The sequence below is a fragment of the Flexistipes sp. genome (assembly GCF_036172515.1).
Lineage (GTDB): Bacteria > Chrysiogenota > Deferribacteres > Deferribacterales > Flexistipitaceae > Flexistipes.
Genome location: NZ_JAXKVW010000012.1, coordinates 38,709 through 53,863, shown reverse-complemented (window position 1 = coordinate 53,863; position 15,155 = coordinate 38,709). Strand labels below are relative to the sequence as shown.

Sequence of the window (15,155 nt, the reverse complement as noted above, 5' to 3'; positions counted from 1 at the left end):
TATTTTGGGTGCCAAATAAGGAGATATAGAAATGGCTGGAAAAACAAATACAGAAACAGGAAAAGTCGTTAAAATAGACGGTGACAAAGTGACAGTGAGGTTTGCAAAAACATCCGCCTGTTCTCATTGCGATCACAAAGATTCCTGCAGCAGCGAAGGTGAGGATTACATGTTTGTTGAACTTGAGAACACCATAGACGCAAAAGTTGGAGAGACGGTTGAAGTTGCATCCTCTGTAAAAAGCACGTACAAAAACGGTTTTATAGTATATATTCTCCCTTTAATCATTGTGTTGATATCCGCCGGTGTAGGTAATGTTTTTGATAAAAAGCTGGGAACGGGATTTATTACACCGGTAACGGCAGTTGCATCAATTATTATGTATTTTTCAATATTGCATCTGATTTATAAAAATAAAAAATCAGAATTAGTGCTTCAAAGACCCGGCAGAAAAAATGTCCAGGGCTGCAGCCACTGCGGATAAAACACTTGAAAATACGACAAAAGCTGATAAAATAGCATCTAAATCATCGTATTAATGATAAATGAGGTGAATCGTTGAAAAAAGTTATTGTGGCAATGAGCGGCGGAGTGGACAGTTCTCTTGCAGCAGCACTGATGAAAGACAAAGGGTATGATGTCACAGGCATTACCCTTAAATTGTTCGACGGACAGGAGAAATATCTGGAAGACGCCTCAAAGATGGCGGATCATCTTGGAATACGCTGGTATATGGCGGATTATTCAGAAGACTTTAAAAGCAATGTCATCAGCTACTTTACAAACACATACAAGCAAGGGCAAACTCCGAATCCCTGTGCCTACTGCAACCGTTATTCAAAATTCAGTTATCTGATAAGTGAAATGAAAAAAATCAATGCGAAAATGGTAGTGACTGGCCACTACGCGGATACCGCTGAACTTGACGGTACCATGCACATAAAAAAGGCTGCCGATCCCAAAAAGGATCAATCATATTTTCTATCATTGCTGACTGCGGATCAGATAAGATACCTGCACTTTCCCCATGCTCATAGAACAAAAATTGAAGTAAGAAGGATTGCCGGTGAGTACGGCCTGCAGGTCAGTAATAAAAAAGACAGTCAGGAAGTGTGCTTTCTGGAAGGCGGAGATTACAGGGATTATCTCTCAAAATTTGTACCGCTGGATTACGGCAAAGGTAACTTTATCCTTAACGGCCTGATTATCGGGGAACACAAAGGGATACTCAACTATACAGTTGGTCAGAGAAAAGGGCTCGGCATAAGCTATCACGAGCCTCTTTATGTAAAAAATATCGATCCTCACACATGCAATATTGAGCTTGCATCAAGACAAAACGTATTCTTCAAAAATATCAAAGCTATAAACTGCAATTTTGTAACAACTCCACCTGAAAGATTCACTGCCAAAGCCAAAATAAGATACAGAATGACAGAACAAAACTGCTCAGTCGAGATCAGAGAAAACAACACTGCTTTTGTAGAATTTGAGGAACAAAGGTTTGCACCTGCTCCCGGACAGATATTGAGTATTTATGACGGAGATTATGTACTTGGAGGCGGGTTTATAAATGAAGTATTTTAAGGATTACAAAAGCTGTATAGTCGCCTTAAGCGGAGGAGTGGACAGTGCTGCGGTACTGAAACTTGCAGTTGACGAACTGGGAACGGACAATGTTGCTGCGGCTACCTGTGTCAATCCTCATGTTTTTAATTATGAAATAAAAAATGCCGAGCTTATCGCAAATACCCTTGGGGTAAAATGGTATACATTCACATCAACTCCCTCAGAAGAATTTTTCAAGAATGCCGCCGACAAATGCTATTACTGCAAAAAATCGGTCATAGGTGAAATTACCAAAATTGCAGAGAAATACGGATATCAAGCCGTCTGCGATGGAAGCAACAAAGACGATCTCGATGATTACAGGCCGGGCATGAAAATATTAAACGAATACGGTGTCTTCTCACCCCTGCTTGAAGCAGGAATGGGCAAAAAAGATGCCGAAACGATTGCAGGAAAAATCAATAACGCAGAAATTTTCTTCAATACTGAATCGTGCGCCGCCACCCGTATCAAAACCGGCCGGATTACCGAGGCAAGGCTTGAGAAAATTGAAAAAATCGAAGACAAACTCAGATACAACTATCCCGGCATACGCGTCAGAGACTACGGAGAAACGGCCAGAATAGAATTCAAGATTAAAAAACATTTAACCAGGTTTGACAGAGAAATAATAGAGAATGTTGTGAGAAAATTTTTTGAAAATGTGGAGTTTGAATAGTTTAGAGGTTGAGTTTAAAAAGGAGAATACATGAAAAAAACTAACTTCAGATGGCTGATTTTACCAATTTTGATAGCAGTCGCATTCTATATTACGGCCTGCACTGACAAGACGGATGTCGAAACCGGGAATTTTACAACGATGGATAAAACAGGTTATACCGATTTTCTCGAAAAGAATAAAGGCAAAGTGGTTCTGGTAAATGTTTTTGCATCCTGGTGTCCATCCTGTCAGTATGAAATGCCGTTGTTAAATAACATTTACTCGGATTTTAAAGGGAAGGATTTTGTGATGATTGGTCTCTCAATTGACAAAAAAATGAATGATCTGAGTAAATTTATAAAGGAATACAATGTCGATTTCCCCGTATATCTTGGTGCTGAAGACCTTATGACACACTTAAAAGTAACTGGTGTGCCTGAAACGTTTCTTTATGATAAAAAAGGCAAACTTGTAAATAAAACAATCGGTCCGGTTAATGAAAATTATAGCGAAAAAGTAAAAAATATTTTATAAGCATACGGTCTTGTAAATGAAGCGCTGTTTTGTGTTTCGGAAGTATGGCTTCAGCAATTTATTGAATGGCACATTGGCAAAATGGAGAAGTGGAGAAATGGCAAGGTCATAATTTGTCGTACAATTCGACCTTCTCAAGTGACTTGTACCTTGCTCCTCAGCCCTTTTACCTAAATTTAAACGTTACCTTATTTCAACACTTAGCACCAATTACCAGGTATCATGGTATCTTCTTTGGTATTTTCTAAGTTATTTAAGTTTTTTTAACATTATATCACATACTCTTCATTTTTTTCATGTACAAGCTGAAATTCTCTGAACAGTTCGTTACGATATGATAGAAAAGCGCTGCTGGTTCGATTACACGGATGCGGCAGTTCCACTTTTACAATACGGCTGAGCCTCCCTGGATTAGTGGCCATAACAAATATACGTCCTCCCAGATAAACAGCCTCATCTAAGTCGTGGGTAACAAAAACAATGGTGGGCTGTTTCTCCTTCCACAATCGCAGAATTTCATCCTGAAGACGCATCCGGGTAAAAGCATCCAGGGCTGCAAACGGTTCATCCATAAACAAAATACTCGGTTCCACTGCCAGTGCTCTTGCTATTGCCACTCTCTGTTTCATGCCTCCGGAAAGCTGGTAAGGATGTTTATTTTCACTTCCTTCCAGGCCGACAAGAGCAATGTATTCACGGGCTGCCTGGAGTGCTTTTTCACCCTTGATTTTTTTTGCCTGAAGTGCAAACAGTATATTCCCCATAACAGTTTTCCATGGAAAAAGTCCATAATCCTGAAATATCATTATACGGTCTGAATCAGGTGATTTTACTTCTTTGCCGTCGATACTAACCGTGCCATAAGAAGGTTTTTCAAAACCCGCCATCAAACTTATAAGCGTACTTTTACCACAGCCGCTTGGGCCTACAACACAAACCAACTCGCCCGCCGAAATTTCAAGATCGATACTTGAGAGTGCGGTATGTTCCTTATAATACTTCTCCACGTCCCTTATAATAATTTTTGGAGGCTGTTTTTCAAATTTCACGATTCAACTCCCCAGAATCTTTTTATAAAAATCTCAAACATTTGCATTATTCTGTAAATTACCAGACCGATTATACCTACGGTCAGCATCCCGGCAATTATCCAGTCAGTACGAAGAAAATTTCTCGAATCAACTATCAAATACCCGAGCCCTGATTGAGAACCAAGCATTTCACCGGCAACAAGATGTATCCACGCTGTCCCTACAGCGATATGAAGCCCAACCATTATTCCGGGAAAAGCAGCCGGCAGTATAACTTTGTAAAAAACCGCCCCTTTGCCGGCACCAAAATTGGCTGCAACTTTAAAATAAATGGGAGGGATCTGGCGAACCGAATCCAGCGTAGATAACAACAGAGGGAAAAATGATGCAAGAAAAATTATGAAAACAGCGGGAGCGTTACCTATGCCGAACCATAGAACTGCGAGAGGAAACCATGCTATAGGCGATATCGGCCGCAATACCTGAATTAAAGGATCAACGGCAAAATGGAACAGAGGATAATACCCAAACATAATCCCCAGAGGGACAGCAAATATGACAGCAAGAATATAGCCTGCTAAATATCTTAAAATACTTACCGTAATATGTTCAGCAAGAACGCCTCTTTCAATGAGCTCAAACAAAGCTGTTAAAACTTGGAGCGGAGAGGGGAAAAGTGTAACTGAATAAAAGCCGGAAAAATACTGCCAAAACAAAAAAAAAGCAGCAATACTTACAATTGGCAGTAATTTTATTAAATTCTTTGCAACTCTCCCCACTTTATCCCTCAAAAAAATCTGTACTCACATAATTTTTCAAACTTACTTTTCTATCGGCAATACCGAACTCTACCATATAGTTCTGAGTGGCTTCAAAATCCGAAATCTCAGGTTTTAAATGATCAAAAGTCAGTCTGCCTTTCGGCTTGGTCAAAACATGCTCCACCACACTAGGCTTCTGACCAAGAAAATCCACGGATTTTTCTGATGCTTTCTTAGGATTATTCTTTATAAATCCGGCCGTATTTACCATTCCACCCACAAGTTCTCTTACTGATTCGGGATGATTTTTTATTACAGATTCATTTATATTAAGAACACAGCAGATGTGATCTTTCCAAATGTCTCTTGATAACATAAGAATTTCTCCAACATTCATAAATTCCGCCTGAGCGCCGAAAGGCTCTGCTACTATGTAACCGTCAATTCTACCCGTAGCCAATGCAACAGGCATCTCCGGGGGTGCCATATCAATTATACGGACTGATGATACTGGTATTTTATTTTCCAACAGAATCTTTCTTAAAAGTATATTATGAGTGGAAAAAGGGCTGGGAATAGCTATTGTTTTACCTCTTAAATCTCCTGTTTTTTTTATACTTTTACCCACTTTTACAGTTATCACACTGCCGTTTCTGTGTCCCAGCATAACTGCCTGAAGTGGAATACCTTTTTTGTAAAGGGTGATGCCAATTGGTGTAAGGAGAAAAGCACCATCAATAGCACCGGCTTTGATTGCTTCCGAAATATCAGGCCATGATGAAAATTTAACAGGCTCAATCTCCGCATGTTGGAATTTTCCCAGACTGGCGGCCATTATAAGCATATGGTCGGTAATAGGAAGATATCCAATCTTTAGTTTTACTTTCCTGTTCTCAGCAGCCCGGAGTATCGAGGGTGCAGGCCACGGCGAAGTGCTTAAAGCTGCTGCTCCTGTAAATATTAATCCTTTTTTTATAAAACTCCTTCTATCCATATCAACCTCCAATCACTTATATTTTCCAGGACAATTTGCTTCGTCGATAGTCAATATCACTCAGAATACATTCTGCTAAAACAACCGGATCTTTCTCCACGACCATCACAGAACCCAGACTTTCCCGGGTTTCATTGTAAAAAAAATTCGAAACCTTTTCTGAGCCACTTATTGGGGGTTCTATGCAATGATATGAGTTAACCCCTATTAATCTGAATCCCAGGGCTGCTCCCACGCCTTTTTCATTTGACCACTCAGGGCTTGAAAAAGCGAAAGGAAGGTTTCTAACAGATTCTCCCAAAGAGTCCGCAACCAGGCGGAACAGCGTGGAGGCTCTGGCATTATCAAGACATTCCCCCATATGCCAGACAGGCGGTAACCCGACCGGTTCCAGAATAGAACGGAGACCATTTCCAGCCCACTTTAAACCTTCTGTGTTGCAATATCCCAATTTTAACAATGCATAAGCAGCACATCCATTTGTAAGTACCAGTACATCATTTTTTATCAGCTTTTCAGCTAATACGGTAACCGCTTCTTCATAAACTATCTTGGGATTATTACATCCCACCAGATTTACAATACCTTTTATTTGACCCGTTTTCAGATATTCTGACAAAATATCTATACTGCCAAATTCAGATGCAATATTTTCAACTGAAAATCCAACTTCTGCCTCCATACGGGCGGGCGGGATGTAAACTTTGCCATCAAGTCGTTCACCAAAATTATCGATTGCATAGGAGATAATACGCTCGGCAATTTTATCAGCTTCCCGCAAATTAGAATGGTGATGATCAAAAGCCAAATGCTCAGCACCGGGCAATCTTGCAGAATCACTTGTCGTTATAACTTTCGTATTAAAACACGCGGCAACATCCATGATGCCGGGGAAAACATCCTGCACATCAGCGACCCACAAATCCATAGCACCTGTTGCCAGAACCAGTTCAGCACCTACTGCACTTGAAAGCGGCTTGACATCTTTAAATTTAGCAAGAGCAGAGTGGCCGGAACAGCAAACTCCGTAAAGCTGTATCTTATTTGCTCCGTTTTCTCTCGCTTTTTCAGTCAAATCCCCTCTTCTGGAAGCTTTGACAATTGCCGCCACAAGAACAGGAGAATGACCGTGGACAGCAATATTAACCGTATCTTTAGTTATGTTTCCCAGATTAACTTCAATTTTGCTGCGTTTAGGTGATCCATAGAGACAGTCCATTGCAATACTCGTCCCTGCAACGCTGGTCCATGCAAAAGCAAGACCGCATCTGAGCATCTGATACATCAGATTTCTCCAGTCTCCGTCAGTCCCTGTGGTGGTCCGGTGCAGAGATTCAAAAACCTCGTGATAAGCTCCTATCGGAAGAATGCCCAGTTTTTCCCAGGTTTTAAGACTGTCCTCAGGCGCAAGAGCTCTGAGAGTCCGATGCTCACCGGGCAAAGTCCTGCACAAGTCATCCAGTAAAATCATAGCAATTTCACCGGCGATATCCTCAATTTTTCTGTTGCTTGTATCTATACCAAAAGCTTTTGCACTTGATAAAACCTTATCTTTTCCCAAGATTGGCAAATCAAGTCTGCCATCCGATACAGCTTTAAGTGTCAGCATCACCTCTCTTCCTCTGGCACCGTGAGCGGAAACACCTGCGGCCACCCATCTCAAAATATTTCTTGCGGCTATGACATTTGCATCAGCACCACATACACCTTTTGGGCTCTTTTTTGTAATCCGGCATGGTCCCATGTGGCAATTTTTGCAACAAGTACCGTTTATACCGAAACCACAAAGAGGTTTCTGAGCATCAAATCTGTCAAAAGCCGTTTCAACACCAAGTTCTTCCATTCTTTCCATCATCATACGAACACCTGAATCGGGTGTCCTCGCTTTAACATCATACTTGTCCGGGTACTTCTCTTTCTTGTCCAGAGTCATCTTACTCTCCTTTTCAAATGTTCCAAACTTCAGGCTTTTTAATATAGGGGCAAAATATTGTCAAGTAAAAACATGATTTTTATGATTTTTAATCAAAAAGAAACTTTCTGCTGTTCTCTTTTATTATTAGTTATCAAGTTTTGCACTTAGTTTTGTCTAGCATTCGCTTCTAGCGAATATATAGAATGTTAAACATATTTACCAGCCTCCGGCTGGTGCTACCCACTTCCAAAACACAAAAAAGCACATTGTGCAAAGCTCTCAATAGTTGCAAGTGCGAAACTTGAGTTAGCTTATTATGGTTTTCCACCTAAATTTAAATTTTTGCTTGTCTTTTTCTTTAAAATTAAATATCATCAATTTAGTGTAGTTAACAAAAAAAAAGAGGTTAACATGAACGTTACTGCCAAAACAGTTTATTCTATAATGGCAATTGTTGAGCTGGCTAATTCTCCGAAGGGGGAAGCCGTAAAAGTATCCAAAATTGCTGAAAAGCACGGTATCCCCAAAAGGTTTCTTGAAATTTCGCTGTCGGAGCTCAGATCATCGGGCATTGTGGATTCAAAGAAGGGAGCAAAGGGAGGATTTTTTCTCTCGAAAAGCGTAGAAGAGATATCTATGTATGATATCATCAAAATAACCGAAAGCAATGTGGAAATCTTCAACTGTGAGAAATACATTGAAAATGAGAACTGTCTTTTGAAATCCATATTCAACAGCCTCAACTCGGAAATAGCAAATATTTTAAAAAACATGACTTTTGAAGATATACTGAAAATGCTTGAGGATGACAGAAAAGTCGTAAATTTTATTATTTAATCTCACCCGAATCATCGGGCAAAGCTTGTTAGCGTTGCAGAGATGATAATCATTCAACAGTATACAGGTAACCAATACACTACCGAACAGTTCAACGCTCTTTTGAATATCAATCTTTTATCCCGTATTTTTCCAGCCTGTATAAAAGAACATGTCTTGGAATGCATAGATATTTTGCCACCTGGGTTTTATTCCCGTCGAATTTTTCAAGCGATCTGAGAATAATATTTTTTTCGAAATTTACCAGATCAAAATAGTCATCAGGCAGATCAAGGTCAAGACAGCTTCTTATATCATTGCTTTCACTCCCTGGAATAACGGAAGGATCCAGCTGTCCGTTTTTTGACAGAATCGTCATTCTGTAAATAATATTGTCAAGCTCACGCACGTTACCCGGCCAGCTGTATGCTGCCAGTTTTTGCAGGATTTCTTTGTCTAATACAGCATTTTTAAAACCGTACTTTTTCAGGAAAAACTCACATAAACTCTGCAGATCCTCTTTCCGCTCTCTTAAAGGCGGTATCTCCAAAGGAAAAACATTTAATCTGTAATATAGATCCTCTCTGAATGTATTTTTCCGCACCATTTCAGCAAGGTTTCTGTTCGTTGCTGCAATAACGCGAACATCAACCTTTTCCACACTGCTTGAACCCACCGGTTCTATCTCTTTTTCCTGCAGAAAACGAAGAAGCTTCGCCTGCAGGGAATCCATAGGCAGCTCCCCTATTTCATCCAGAAATATTGTTCCCTTGTTGGCCTGGGTGATTTTACCCTTTTTATCTCTGTCAGCACCTGTAAAAGCACCTTTTTTGTGACCAAACAGCTCATTTTCAAATAAATTTTCAGGGATAGCTGCACAATTTATTGAAACAAAAGGATTATTATTTCTCATACTTCTGAAATGAATTTCTCTGGCAATAAGCTCTTTGCCTGTGCCGCTTTCGCCCAGCAGTAACACGGGTGCTTCAGTATTTGCCACTTTTCCCGCAAGATCCAGAACTTCCTGCATTTTTCTGCTGTTTCCTATAATCTGCGGTTTGAGAGAGTCCCTTACATAATTCTTCAGGTTCGTATTTTCCTGTTTCAGTTCTTTATATCTGGCAGCCTTATTTACGGTGTGCAGCAAATCTTCATTTTCAAAAGGCTTTGCGATATAATCAAAAGCACCGGCTTTTATAGACTTTACAGCATCCGAAATATTCCCGTAAGCCGTTATTACTATAACCAAAGCGTCCGGATCATCAGATAAAACACGGTGCAATATTTCATGTCCGTTGACCCCGGGCAGCTTAACGTCGGTAATTATGACATCAAACTTACCTTTTTCAAACGTTTCAAGAGCACTGTCTCCCCGGGAGCAGTAAGTGATTTCATAGCCTTCATCCTCAAGCATCATTCTGATAAGCATTGCCAAAGATTCATTATCTTCAATCAGCAGTATATTCATCACTCACCCTCTTAAATTTTATAGTAAAATGTGCCCCGTTGTCATTTTCAATTTGCAAAATGCCGTCATGATCTTTTATAATTTTGGCAGTTATTGTCAGACCGAGGCCGGTGCCTGTCTCTTTGGTTGTAAAAAAAGGTTCGTAAATCCTTTCTTTTATTTCATCCGGAATTCCACTCCCCGTATCTTTTATTCTAAAAACCACATATTCATCGTCACTGTCCACTTCAAAGAGGAGTTTTTTCTCGCCCGTTTGCCCTTTCAATTCTTCCACACTGTTAGAAAAAATATTAAGAAAAACCTGCTTCAGATTATTCACATCCCCTTCCATAAAACATTCTTCAGCCAAATAATTCCGTATTTTCAAATCTATATCGTCAGTGCTTTTACAAAGAAGCTTGAGCAGCTCTGTCAGCTCATCAAAAAAAGAAGAGACTTTTATTTTTTCATTCTCAATTTTCCCGAAATTGGCATATTGCAGAAACCTTTCCACAAAAGCGTTAAGCCTGTCTATTTCCGAAATCATAATATCAAGAATCTGAGGTGAATTCCTGCCGTCTTTAAGCATTCTTGACGCGGATTTCAAAGAGGCAAGAGGATTTCTTATTTCATGGGCAATCCCAGCGGATAGCTGCCCCATTACCCTCAATTTTTCAGATTTGGCGATTTCTTTTTCCATTTTTATCTTTTCTTCAATACTTTTTTCCAGCTGTTCATAGGTCTGTTTCAACTTGCTGTTCTGTAAATAGATTCTTTGGGAATATAATCCGGCAAATAATCCCAAAGTATACATCATAAGTATCTCAACAAAACTTCTAACCTGATAATGCTGCAAATCCAAAAGATTAAGATAAACCCCGGGAGCATAAAAAACAGTGATTATAAATGCTGAAACCAAACCTCCCAAAAACCCGAATTTCATTGCAGTGTAAATAACTGCCAGATAGAGCATATAATAGTGTATTATATGAATTATATGAAAACCGGCCGGCGTGGATAAGTGCAGGTAGGTTATTACAGAGATGGAAATAATGGAGATTAAAGCTGCGGTTTTACTGCCTGGTATATAATACTTTTCAAGCGACAATCTGTCCGTCCTTCATCATAATTTTCCTCCGGGCAAAATCAGCTATACTGCTGTCGTGTGTCACCATAACAACAGTATAACCTTCCTCATTCAGCTGACTGAAAATGTTTGCTATCCCGGTGCTGTTTTCATCATCCAGGCTGCCCGTAGGTTCATCGGCAAAAAGGATTTCCGGTTTTTTCACCAAGGCCCTGGCAACGGCAACCCGCTGCTGTTCACCGCCCGACAACTGATTGGTTAGTCTTTCATACTTTCCCTCAAACCCCACTTTGTCAAGACATTCCTTCGCTTATTCCGCATTTTTCCTGTTTAGTAGCACCAAATATGCCATAAACGTAATAATATAATACTTTTGAATAATTCAGGAAGAGCGCTCTTGTCCGCCAAAGGGTGCGATTAGCCGGGCAAAGTTTGTTTTGAAATTCAGTATTATCAAGCATGCGGGACTCAGCCCGTTGGCTTACAAATAAAGTCCGGCTTCCAAAAACTTTAAAAATTACATAATTCAAAGCTCTCGATTTATAATCGCCTGTCGTGAAGAATATTGCACATACGGTTGAATAATATTCTGCATCCCGGCTTAATTGAATAATTGAAAACTATAAGTTTGAATAATATTATCTACTAATGTATAATTGGTTAGTGTTATTTTGAGGAGGAAAATATTGTTTGACAACAATACAATTCGCATGGATTTCCGGGCCCGTTTTGCATCAAAAATTATGAAAAGTGCCTGCAGTTATTATCTGAAACCAAAGAAATTCAATGCAGATTTTCCCGAATGCCCCGATAATAAAAAGAGGCTTTTATATCTCCACATTCCTTTTTGTTTTTCTTTCTGCACATACTGTACATTTCATAAGTTTATTTTTGACCAAAAAACCGCCGAAACTTATTTCAGGCTGTTAAAAAAAGAAATGCATCTGATTCATGAAAAAGGTTATAATTTCGGGGCTATGTACATCGGTGGCGGAACTCCGACGGTTTTACCTGCTGAACTTGCCGGGCTCATCGATTATGCAAAAGAACTTTTTGATATAAAAGAGGTATCCTGTGAAAGTGACCCCGACCATGTATCCTCACCGATTCTTGAAAACACAGTGGATAGAATAGACAGACTTTCTGTGGGAATTCAGACTTTTAACGATGATTACCTGAAGCTGATAGGCCGGTACGATAAATTCGGCTCCGGAGAATCACAGTTGGAGAAAGTTAAAAATCTCATGCCTCATTTTCCGATAGTCAACATAGATATGATTTATAACTATCCCTATCAGAAAAAAGAGGAACTTATAAACGATATCTCCAAAGTGCTTTCCACCGGCTCGCAGCAGATAACATTCTATCCATTGATGTTTTCCTCCAACAGCGACTGGGGGATAAAAAACAGGGAGGGCTCAAAAAGCTATAAGCGTGAAAGTGAACTGTTTCAGCTTATTCTCACAAATATGGATACTAAAAAATACGAGCAGCGCACACAATGGGCGTTCTCCAAAGATACAGGCGATATTATAGACGAATACGTAATAGATAACGACGAATATATCGGGCTGGGTTCGGGAGCTTTCGGATTTATCGGCAATACACTGTATATAAATTCCTTTTCCCTGAAAGAATACGGCAAATTGATTAAGGATAACAAAATTTCAGCCGTTAAAAATATCAGATTTGGCAAACATGCTATAAAACAATACAGAATGATTGTGGATCTTTTCGGTTTTAACCTTAACAACAAAGCTTTTCCCGAGCCGGAATTTTCTCTTTTAAAACTGTCCGAATGTGTACAAAATAAAAACGGCGGTTACAGTCTGACACCACAGGGTGAGTTTATCATCTCACTAATGATGAGCGAATTTTACGATGGAATGAACCGTGTCAGAACGGCAATGAGAAAAGAACTAACAGACGAGGATTCCGTATTTGAAACATAAAAGTACCTTTACTTATTACAGTTCAAATAAAGAGGATAATCGTGAAAATAATTGCACACCGGGGTTCGAATCTGAAAGCGCCGGAAAATACAGTTTCAGCTGTAAAACAGGCCTGGCTTGACGGCGCTGACGGAGTAGAGGTTGATATAAGACTCACTGCAGATAAAAATGTGGTGGCCTTCCACGATGAGAATACTAAAAGAGTAACAAATGCAGAATACGAAATAAACAAATACTCTTTTAATTTTTTAAGAAATCTTGACTGCACTCTTCAAAAAGATTCTGAAAATATATCTGACAAAATACCGGTGATTGAAGAAATTGTTGAAGCAACAAAAGATGGAAAAGAACTTTTTCTGGAAATTAAATGCGGAAAAGAAATAATCAAACCTCTTAAAGAAAAATTAGCTTATATTTTCCCGTTTGATAAAAAGAAGCTTAACATCATCAGTTTTCTGCCTGAGGTATTGGTAAATATATGGAGCAGTTTCCATGAAATAAAAACCTACAAACTTATAGACCTTGACCGCAATCCGAATATGAATTACCTGAGCGCAGTAAACGAAGCCGTAAAAAACGGGATAACCGGACTGGGGATTTCCGGAGAATTTTATCGATGCAGACAAATGGTAATATTGGCTAAAAGCGCCGGGCTGAAAACAAACGTATGGACTGTAGATGACACTGAAGCCGCTGTAAAATACCAAGAAATAGGGCTGGACTACCTCACCACAAACAAGCCGGTTCTAATGAAAAAAACACTCACAATGGGAGGTGGTTAGGGGTATTAGGGTAGTAAAGGTTTACCCTGTTAAATGCTGCCAAAGGCAACCCATATGAGATGGATTTAACAGGGTTGTTGAAGTGTCAACCGAACACACTACAAAAATTATTAAATTAACGATTTGAATGCGTGGCAGTAGGAAATTCAGACGCTTTCATTTATTGAAAAAAACAGTCTTGATAACTCAGAGAATTATTATAAATTATTTTTAATAAACCAGGAAGGAGAAAATAATGTTAGCTGAAAAACTAAAGGAATCTCTTCAATATTCCCAGAATAATCTGGATTTCCCTGACTTTTTGGCAAGAGAGATAGAAATAATTATGAAAGAACCGGAAATTATGGAATCAAAAAAGAATCTGATAGAATCGCTGATATTCCAGGTGTCCGATTATGACCCATATGCTGAGGCCGGATGCTGCAAAGACGCCACTTCACCTGAGGATATAAAGAAAACAATCAACAGTATTCTTTATAAATAATTTTTCTAACCGGTCTCTTCTGCTGTTTCCTCAACATTTATATTTTTCTTGCTCTTCTTCCCGGCCTTAAGCAACTTAAAGCCGTGTCCGTTTCTTGCCTGCTGTGCAACGCCTATTACCAGAAAAGCCTCCGGATTGACTTCCGCTACAATTGTTTTTATATCCTGTACCTGGGATCTGCTCACCGTACAAAACAACATTGTATATTCTTTATTGGAATACCCTCCTGTCACATTCCATTGGCTGATACCTCTGCGCAGTTTATGCATCATTTCATGTTTCAGTTCATTAGGTTTATTAGTAATAATGGTAACAGTCCTTGCCTGGCTTACCCCTTCCATAACAAAATCATTGGCAAATCCTACAAAAAACAATGTTATCAGAGCAAGCATAGCAAGCTCCCAGCCGAAAACAAACCCGGCGGTCAATATTATCAACCCGTCAGCGAAAAAATAGGACTGACTAAGCGGAAAACCCGTTTTGTTATTGATAATCCTGCCGATTATGCTCGTACCGCCTATTGTCCCGCCGAAACGAAAAATTATACCTGATCCAATACCAAAAATAATCCCGCCATAAAGTGCGTTAAGAAGAAGATCATTGGTTATGGGAAATTTCTCAAGCGTAACGGGAAGTATATAACCAAAGTAATCCGCAAAAACAGAAAAAACTATAACAGATGAAAGTGTAGAAAATAAAAACTGCCACCTCCCCAGATGGCGAAAACCCACTACAAGTAAAGGTATGTTAAGAACAAAATACAAAACCCCCACCGGAAGACCGGTGAAGTGATTAATGATAATACCTATGCCGCCTATGCCGCCTGCCACGATATTAAACGGTACCTGGAACAACGCATAACCCAATGCTGCAATTATCGAACCCGCTGCAATCCAGATCTGGTTATTAATAATCCTGGGAAGTCCATAAAGCTCTATAAAGCTTCTGAGTCTTAACATACCGCCTCCAATGCAATAGATAGGAATGTAAACGTATATTTTTAACATGTTTTATTCAAGAGTTTTCCTCTGCCCCTGCCTATTCTTCCCTATCTCCCTACTTCACCATCTCTCTGCCCCCAAT

Annotated in this window: 15 protein-coding genes and 1 pseudogene; 8 read left to right on the top strand and 8 right to left on the bottom strand. The window is 39.5% G+C overall.

Annotation, left to right across the window (positions count from 1 at the left end; translation table 11 throughout):
* Positions 1 to 31 precede the first annotated feature (31 nt).
* From UMU13_RS08815 to UMU13_RS08800, 4 genes are all read left to right on the top strand, one after another.
* The gene (locus UMU13_RS08815) at positions 32 to 484 is read left to right on the top strand and encodes a SoxR reducing system RseC family protein (protein WP_328218510.1); all 453 of its coding nucleotides are present in this window, start codon (positions 32 to 34) and stop codon (positions 482 to 484) included.
* Positions 485 to 558: 74 nt separating this feature from the next.
* Positions 559 to 1,587, top strand: a complete 1,029-nt coding sequence (gene mnmA / locus UMU13_RS08810) for a tRNA 2-thiouridine(34) synthase MnmA (RefSeq protein ID WP_328218508.1) — start codon at positions 559 to 561, stop codon at positions 1,585 to 1,587.
* Complete coding sequence (locus UMU13_RS08805) at positions 1,574 to 2,287, top strand: hypothetical protein (RefSeq protein WP_328218506.1); 714 nt, start codon at positions 1,574 to 1,576, stop codon at positions 2,285 to 2,287. The genes mnmA and UMU13_RS08805 overlap by 14 nt, the downstream gene beginning before the upstream one ends.
* Positions 2,288 to 2,317: 30 nt before the next feature.
* Positions 2,318 to 2,803, top strand: coding sequence for a TlpA family protein disulfide reductase (locus UMU13_RS08800; protein ID WP_328218505.1), 486 nt, complete (start codon positions 2,318 to 2,320; stop codon positions 2,801 to 2,803).
* Positions 2,804 to 3,072: 269 nt separating this feature from the next.
* On the opposite strand, the gene UMU13_RS08795 is transcribed toward UMU13_RS08800, so the two are convergent.
* Genes UMU13_RS08795 through cooS form a run of 4 tightly spaced genes read right to left on the bottom strand, consistent with a single transcriptional unit; the run spans position 3,073 to position 7,522 of the window.
* Positions 3,073 to 3,852, bottom strand: coding sequence for an ABC transporter ATP-binding protein (locus UMU13_RS08795; protein WP_328218504.1), 780 nt, complete (start codon positions 3,850 to 3,852; stop codon positions 3,073 to 3,075).
* Complete coding sequence (locus tag UMU13_RS08790; RefSeq protein WP_328218502.1) at positions 3,849 to 4,613, bottom strand: ABC transporter permease; 765 nt, start codon at positions 4,611 to 4,613, stop codon at positions 3,849 to 3,851. The genes UMU13_RS08795 and UMU13_RS08790 overlap by 4 nt, the downstream gene beginning before the upstream one ends.
* A 1-nt stretch (position 4,614) precedes the next feature.
* Complete coding sequence (locus UMU13_RS08785) at positions 4,615 to 5,589, bottom strand: ABC transporter substrate-binding protein (RefSeq protein ID WP_328218501.1); 975 nt, start codon at positions 5,587 to 5,589, stop codon at positions 4,615 to 4,617.
* Between the two features lie 16 nt (positions 5,590 to 5,605).
* Positions 5,606 to 7,522, bottom strand: a complete 1,917-nt coding sequence (cooS, locus tag UMU13_RS08780; protein ID WP_328218499.1) for an anaerobic carbon-monoxide dehydrogenase catalytic subunit — start codon at positions 7,520 to 7,522, stop codon at positions 5,606 to 5,608.
* A gap of 393 nt (positions 7,523 to 7,915) precedes the next feature.
* Between cooS and UMU13_RS08775 the strand changes: the two genes are divergently transcribed.
* A complete protein-coding gene (locus UMU13_RS08775) occupies positions 7,916 to 8,341 on the top strand; it encodes an RrF2 family transcriptional regulator (RefSeq protein WP_328218497.1) in 426 nt (141 codons plus the stop codon).
* Positions 8,342 to 8,450: 109 nt separating this feature from the next.
* Here UMU13_RS08775 and UMU13_RS08770 read toward each other — a convergent pair whose 3' ends face one another.
* From UMU13_RS08770 to UMU13_RS08760, 3 genes and pseudogenes are all read right to left on the bottom strand, one after another.
* Positions 8,451 to 9,788: a sigma-54-dependent transcriptional regulator gene (locus UMU13_RS08770; RefSeq protein WP_328218495.1), complete on the bottom strand. Its 1,338-nt coding sequence runs from the start codon at positions 9,786 to 9,788 to the stop codon at positions 8,451 to 8,453.
* A complete protein-coding gene (locus tag UMU13_RS08765) occupies positions 9,769 to 10,875 on the bottom strand; it encodes a two-component system sensor histidine kinase NtrB (protein WP_328218493.1) in 1,107 nt (368 codons plus the stop codon). Before UMU13_RS08765 ends, UMU13_RS08770 begins: the two co-directional genes overlap by 20 nt.
* Positions 10,865 to 11,149, bottom strand: a pseudogene (locus UMU13_RS08760) (ATP-binding cassette domain-containing protein); the annotation flags it as partial. The gene UMU13_RS08765 and the pseudogene UMU13_RS08760, both read right to left, overlap by 11 nt.
* 391 nt (positions 11,150 to 11,540) lie before the next feature.
* Here UMU13_RS08760 and UMU13_RS08755 point away from each other — a divergent pair.
* The 3 genes from UMU13_RS08755 to UMU13_RS08745 all read left to right on the top strand — a co-directional run bounded on the left by UMU13_RS08755 (position 11,541) and on the right by UMU13_RS08745 (position 14,072).
* Complete coding sequence (locus tag UMU13_RS08755; protein WP_328218491.1) at positions 11,541 to 12,806, top strand: coproporphyrinogen III oxidase family protein; 1,266 nt, start codon at positions 11,541 to 11,543, stop codon at positions 12,804 to 12,806.
* 41 nt (positions 12,807 to 12,847) lie between these two features.
* A complete protein-coding gene (locus tag UMU13_RS08750) occupies positions 12,848 to 13,588 on the top strand; it encodes a glycerophosphodiester phosphodiesterase family protein (RefSeq protein WP_273267018.1) in 741 nt (246 codons plus the stop codon).
* Between the two features lie 235 nt (positions 13,589 to 13,823).
* Positions 13,824 to 14,072: a GSU3529 family protein gene (locus tag UMU13_RS08745; protein ID WP_328218490.1), complete on the top strand. Its 249-nt coding sequence runs from the start codon at positions 13,824 to 13,826 to the stop codon at positions 14,070 to 14,072.
* Positions 14,073 to 14,077: 5 nt separating this feature from the next.
* On the opposite strand, the gene UMU13_RS08740 is transcribed toward UMU13_RS08745, so the two are convergent.
* Positions 14,078 to 15,031, bottom strand: a complete 954-nt coding sequence (locus UMU13_RS08740) for a YitT family protein (protein WP_328218489.1) — start codon at positions 15,029 to 15,031, stop codon at positions 14,078 to 14,080.
* Positions 15,032 to 15,155 lie beyond the last annotated feature (124 nt).

Excerpts from the sequence above, each read along its gene's own strand:
- UMU13_RS08815 (WP_328218510.1), top strand. The coding sequence starts at position 32 with ATGGCTGGAAAAACAAATACAGAAACAGGAAAAGTCGTTAAAATAGAC.
- UMU13_RS08805 (WP_328218506.1), top strand. The coding sequence starts at position 1,574 with ATGAAGTATTTTAAGGATTACAAAAGCTGTATAGTCGCCTTAAGCGGA.
- UMU13_RS08800 (WP_328218505.1), top strand. The coding sequence starts at position 2,318 with ATGAAAAAAACTAACTTCAGATGGCTGATTTTACCAATTTTGATAGCA.
- UMU13_RS08785 (WP_328218501.1), bottom strand. The coding sequence starts at position 5,589 with ATGGATAGAAGGAGTTTTATAAAAAAAGGATTAATATTTACAGGAGCA.
- cooS (WP_328218499.1), bottom strand. The coding sequence starts at position 7,522 with ATGACTCTGGACAAGAAAGAGAAGTACCCGGACAAGTATGATGTTAAA.
- UMU13_RS08775 (WP_328218497.1), top strand. The coding sequence starts at position 7,916 with ATGAACGTTACTGCCAAAACAGTTTATTCTATAATGGCAATTGTTGAG.
- UMU13_RS08770 (WP_328218495.1), bottom strand. The coding sequence starts at position 9,788 with ATGAATATACTGCTGATTGAAGATAATGAATCTTTGGCAATGCTTATC.
- UMU13_RS08745 (WP_328218490.1), top strand. The coding sequence starts at position 13,824 with ATGTTAGCTGAAAAACTAAAGGAATCTCTTCAATATTCCCAGAATAAT.
- UMU13_RS08740 (WP_328218489.1), bottom strand. The coding sequence starts at position 15,031 with ATGTTAAGACTCAGAAGCTTTATAGAGCTTTATGGACTTCCCAGGATT.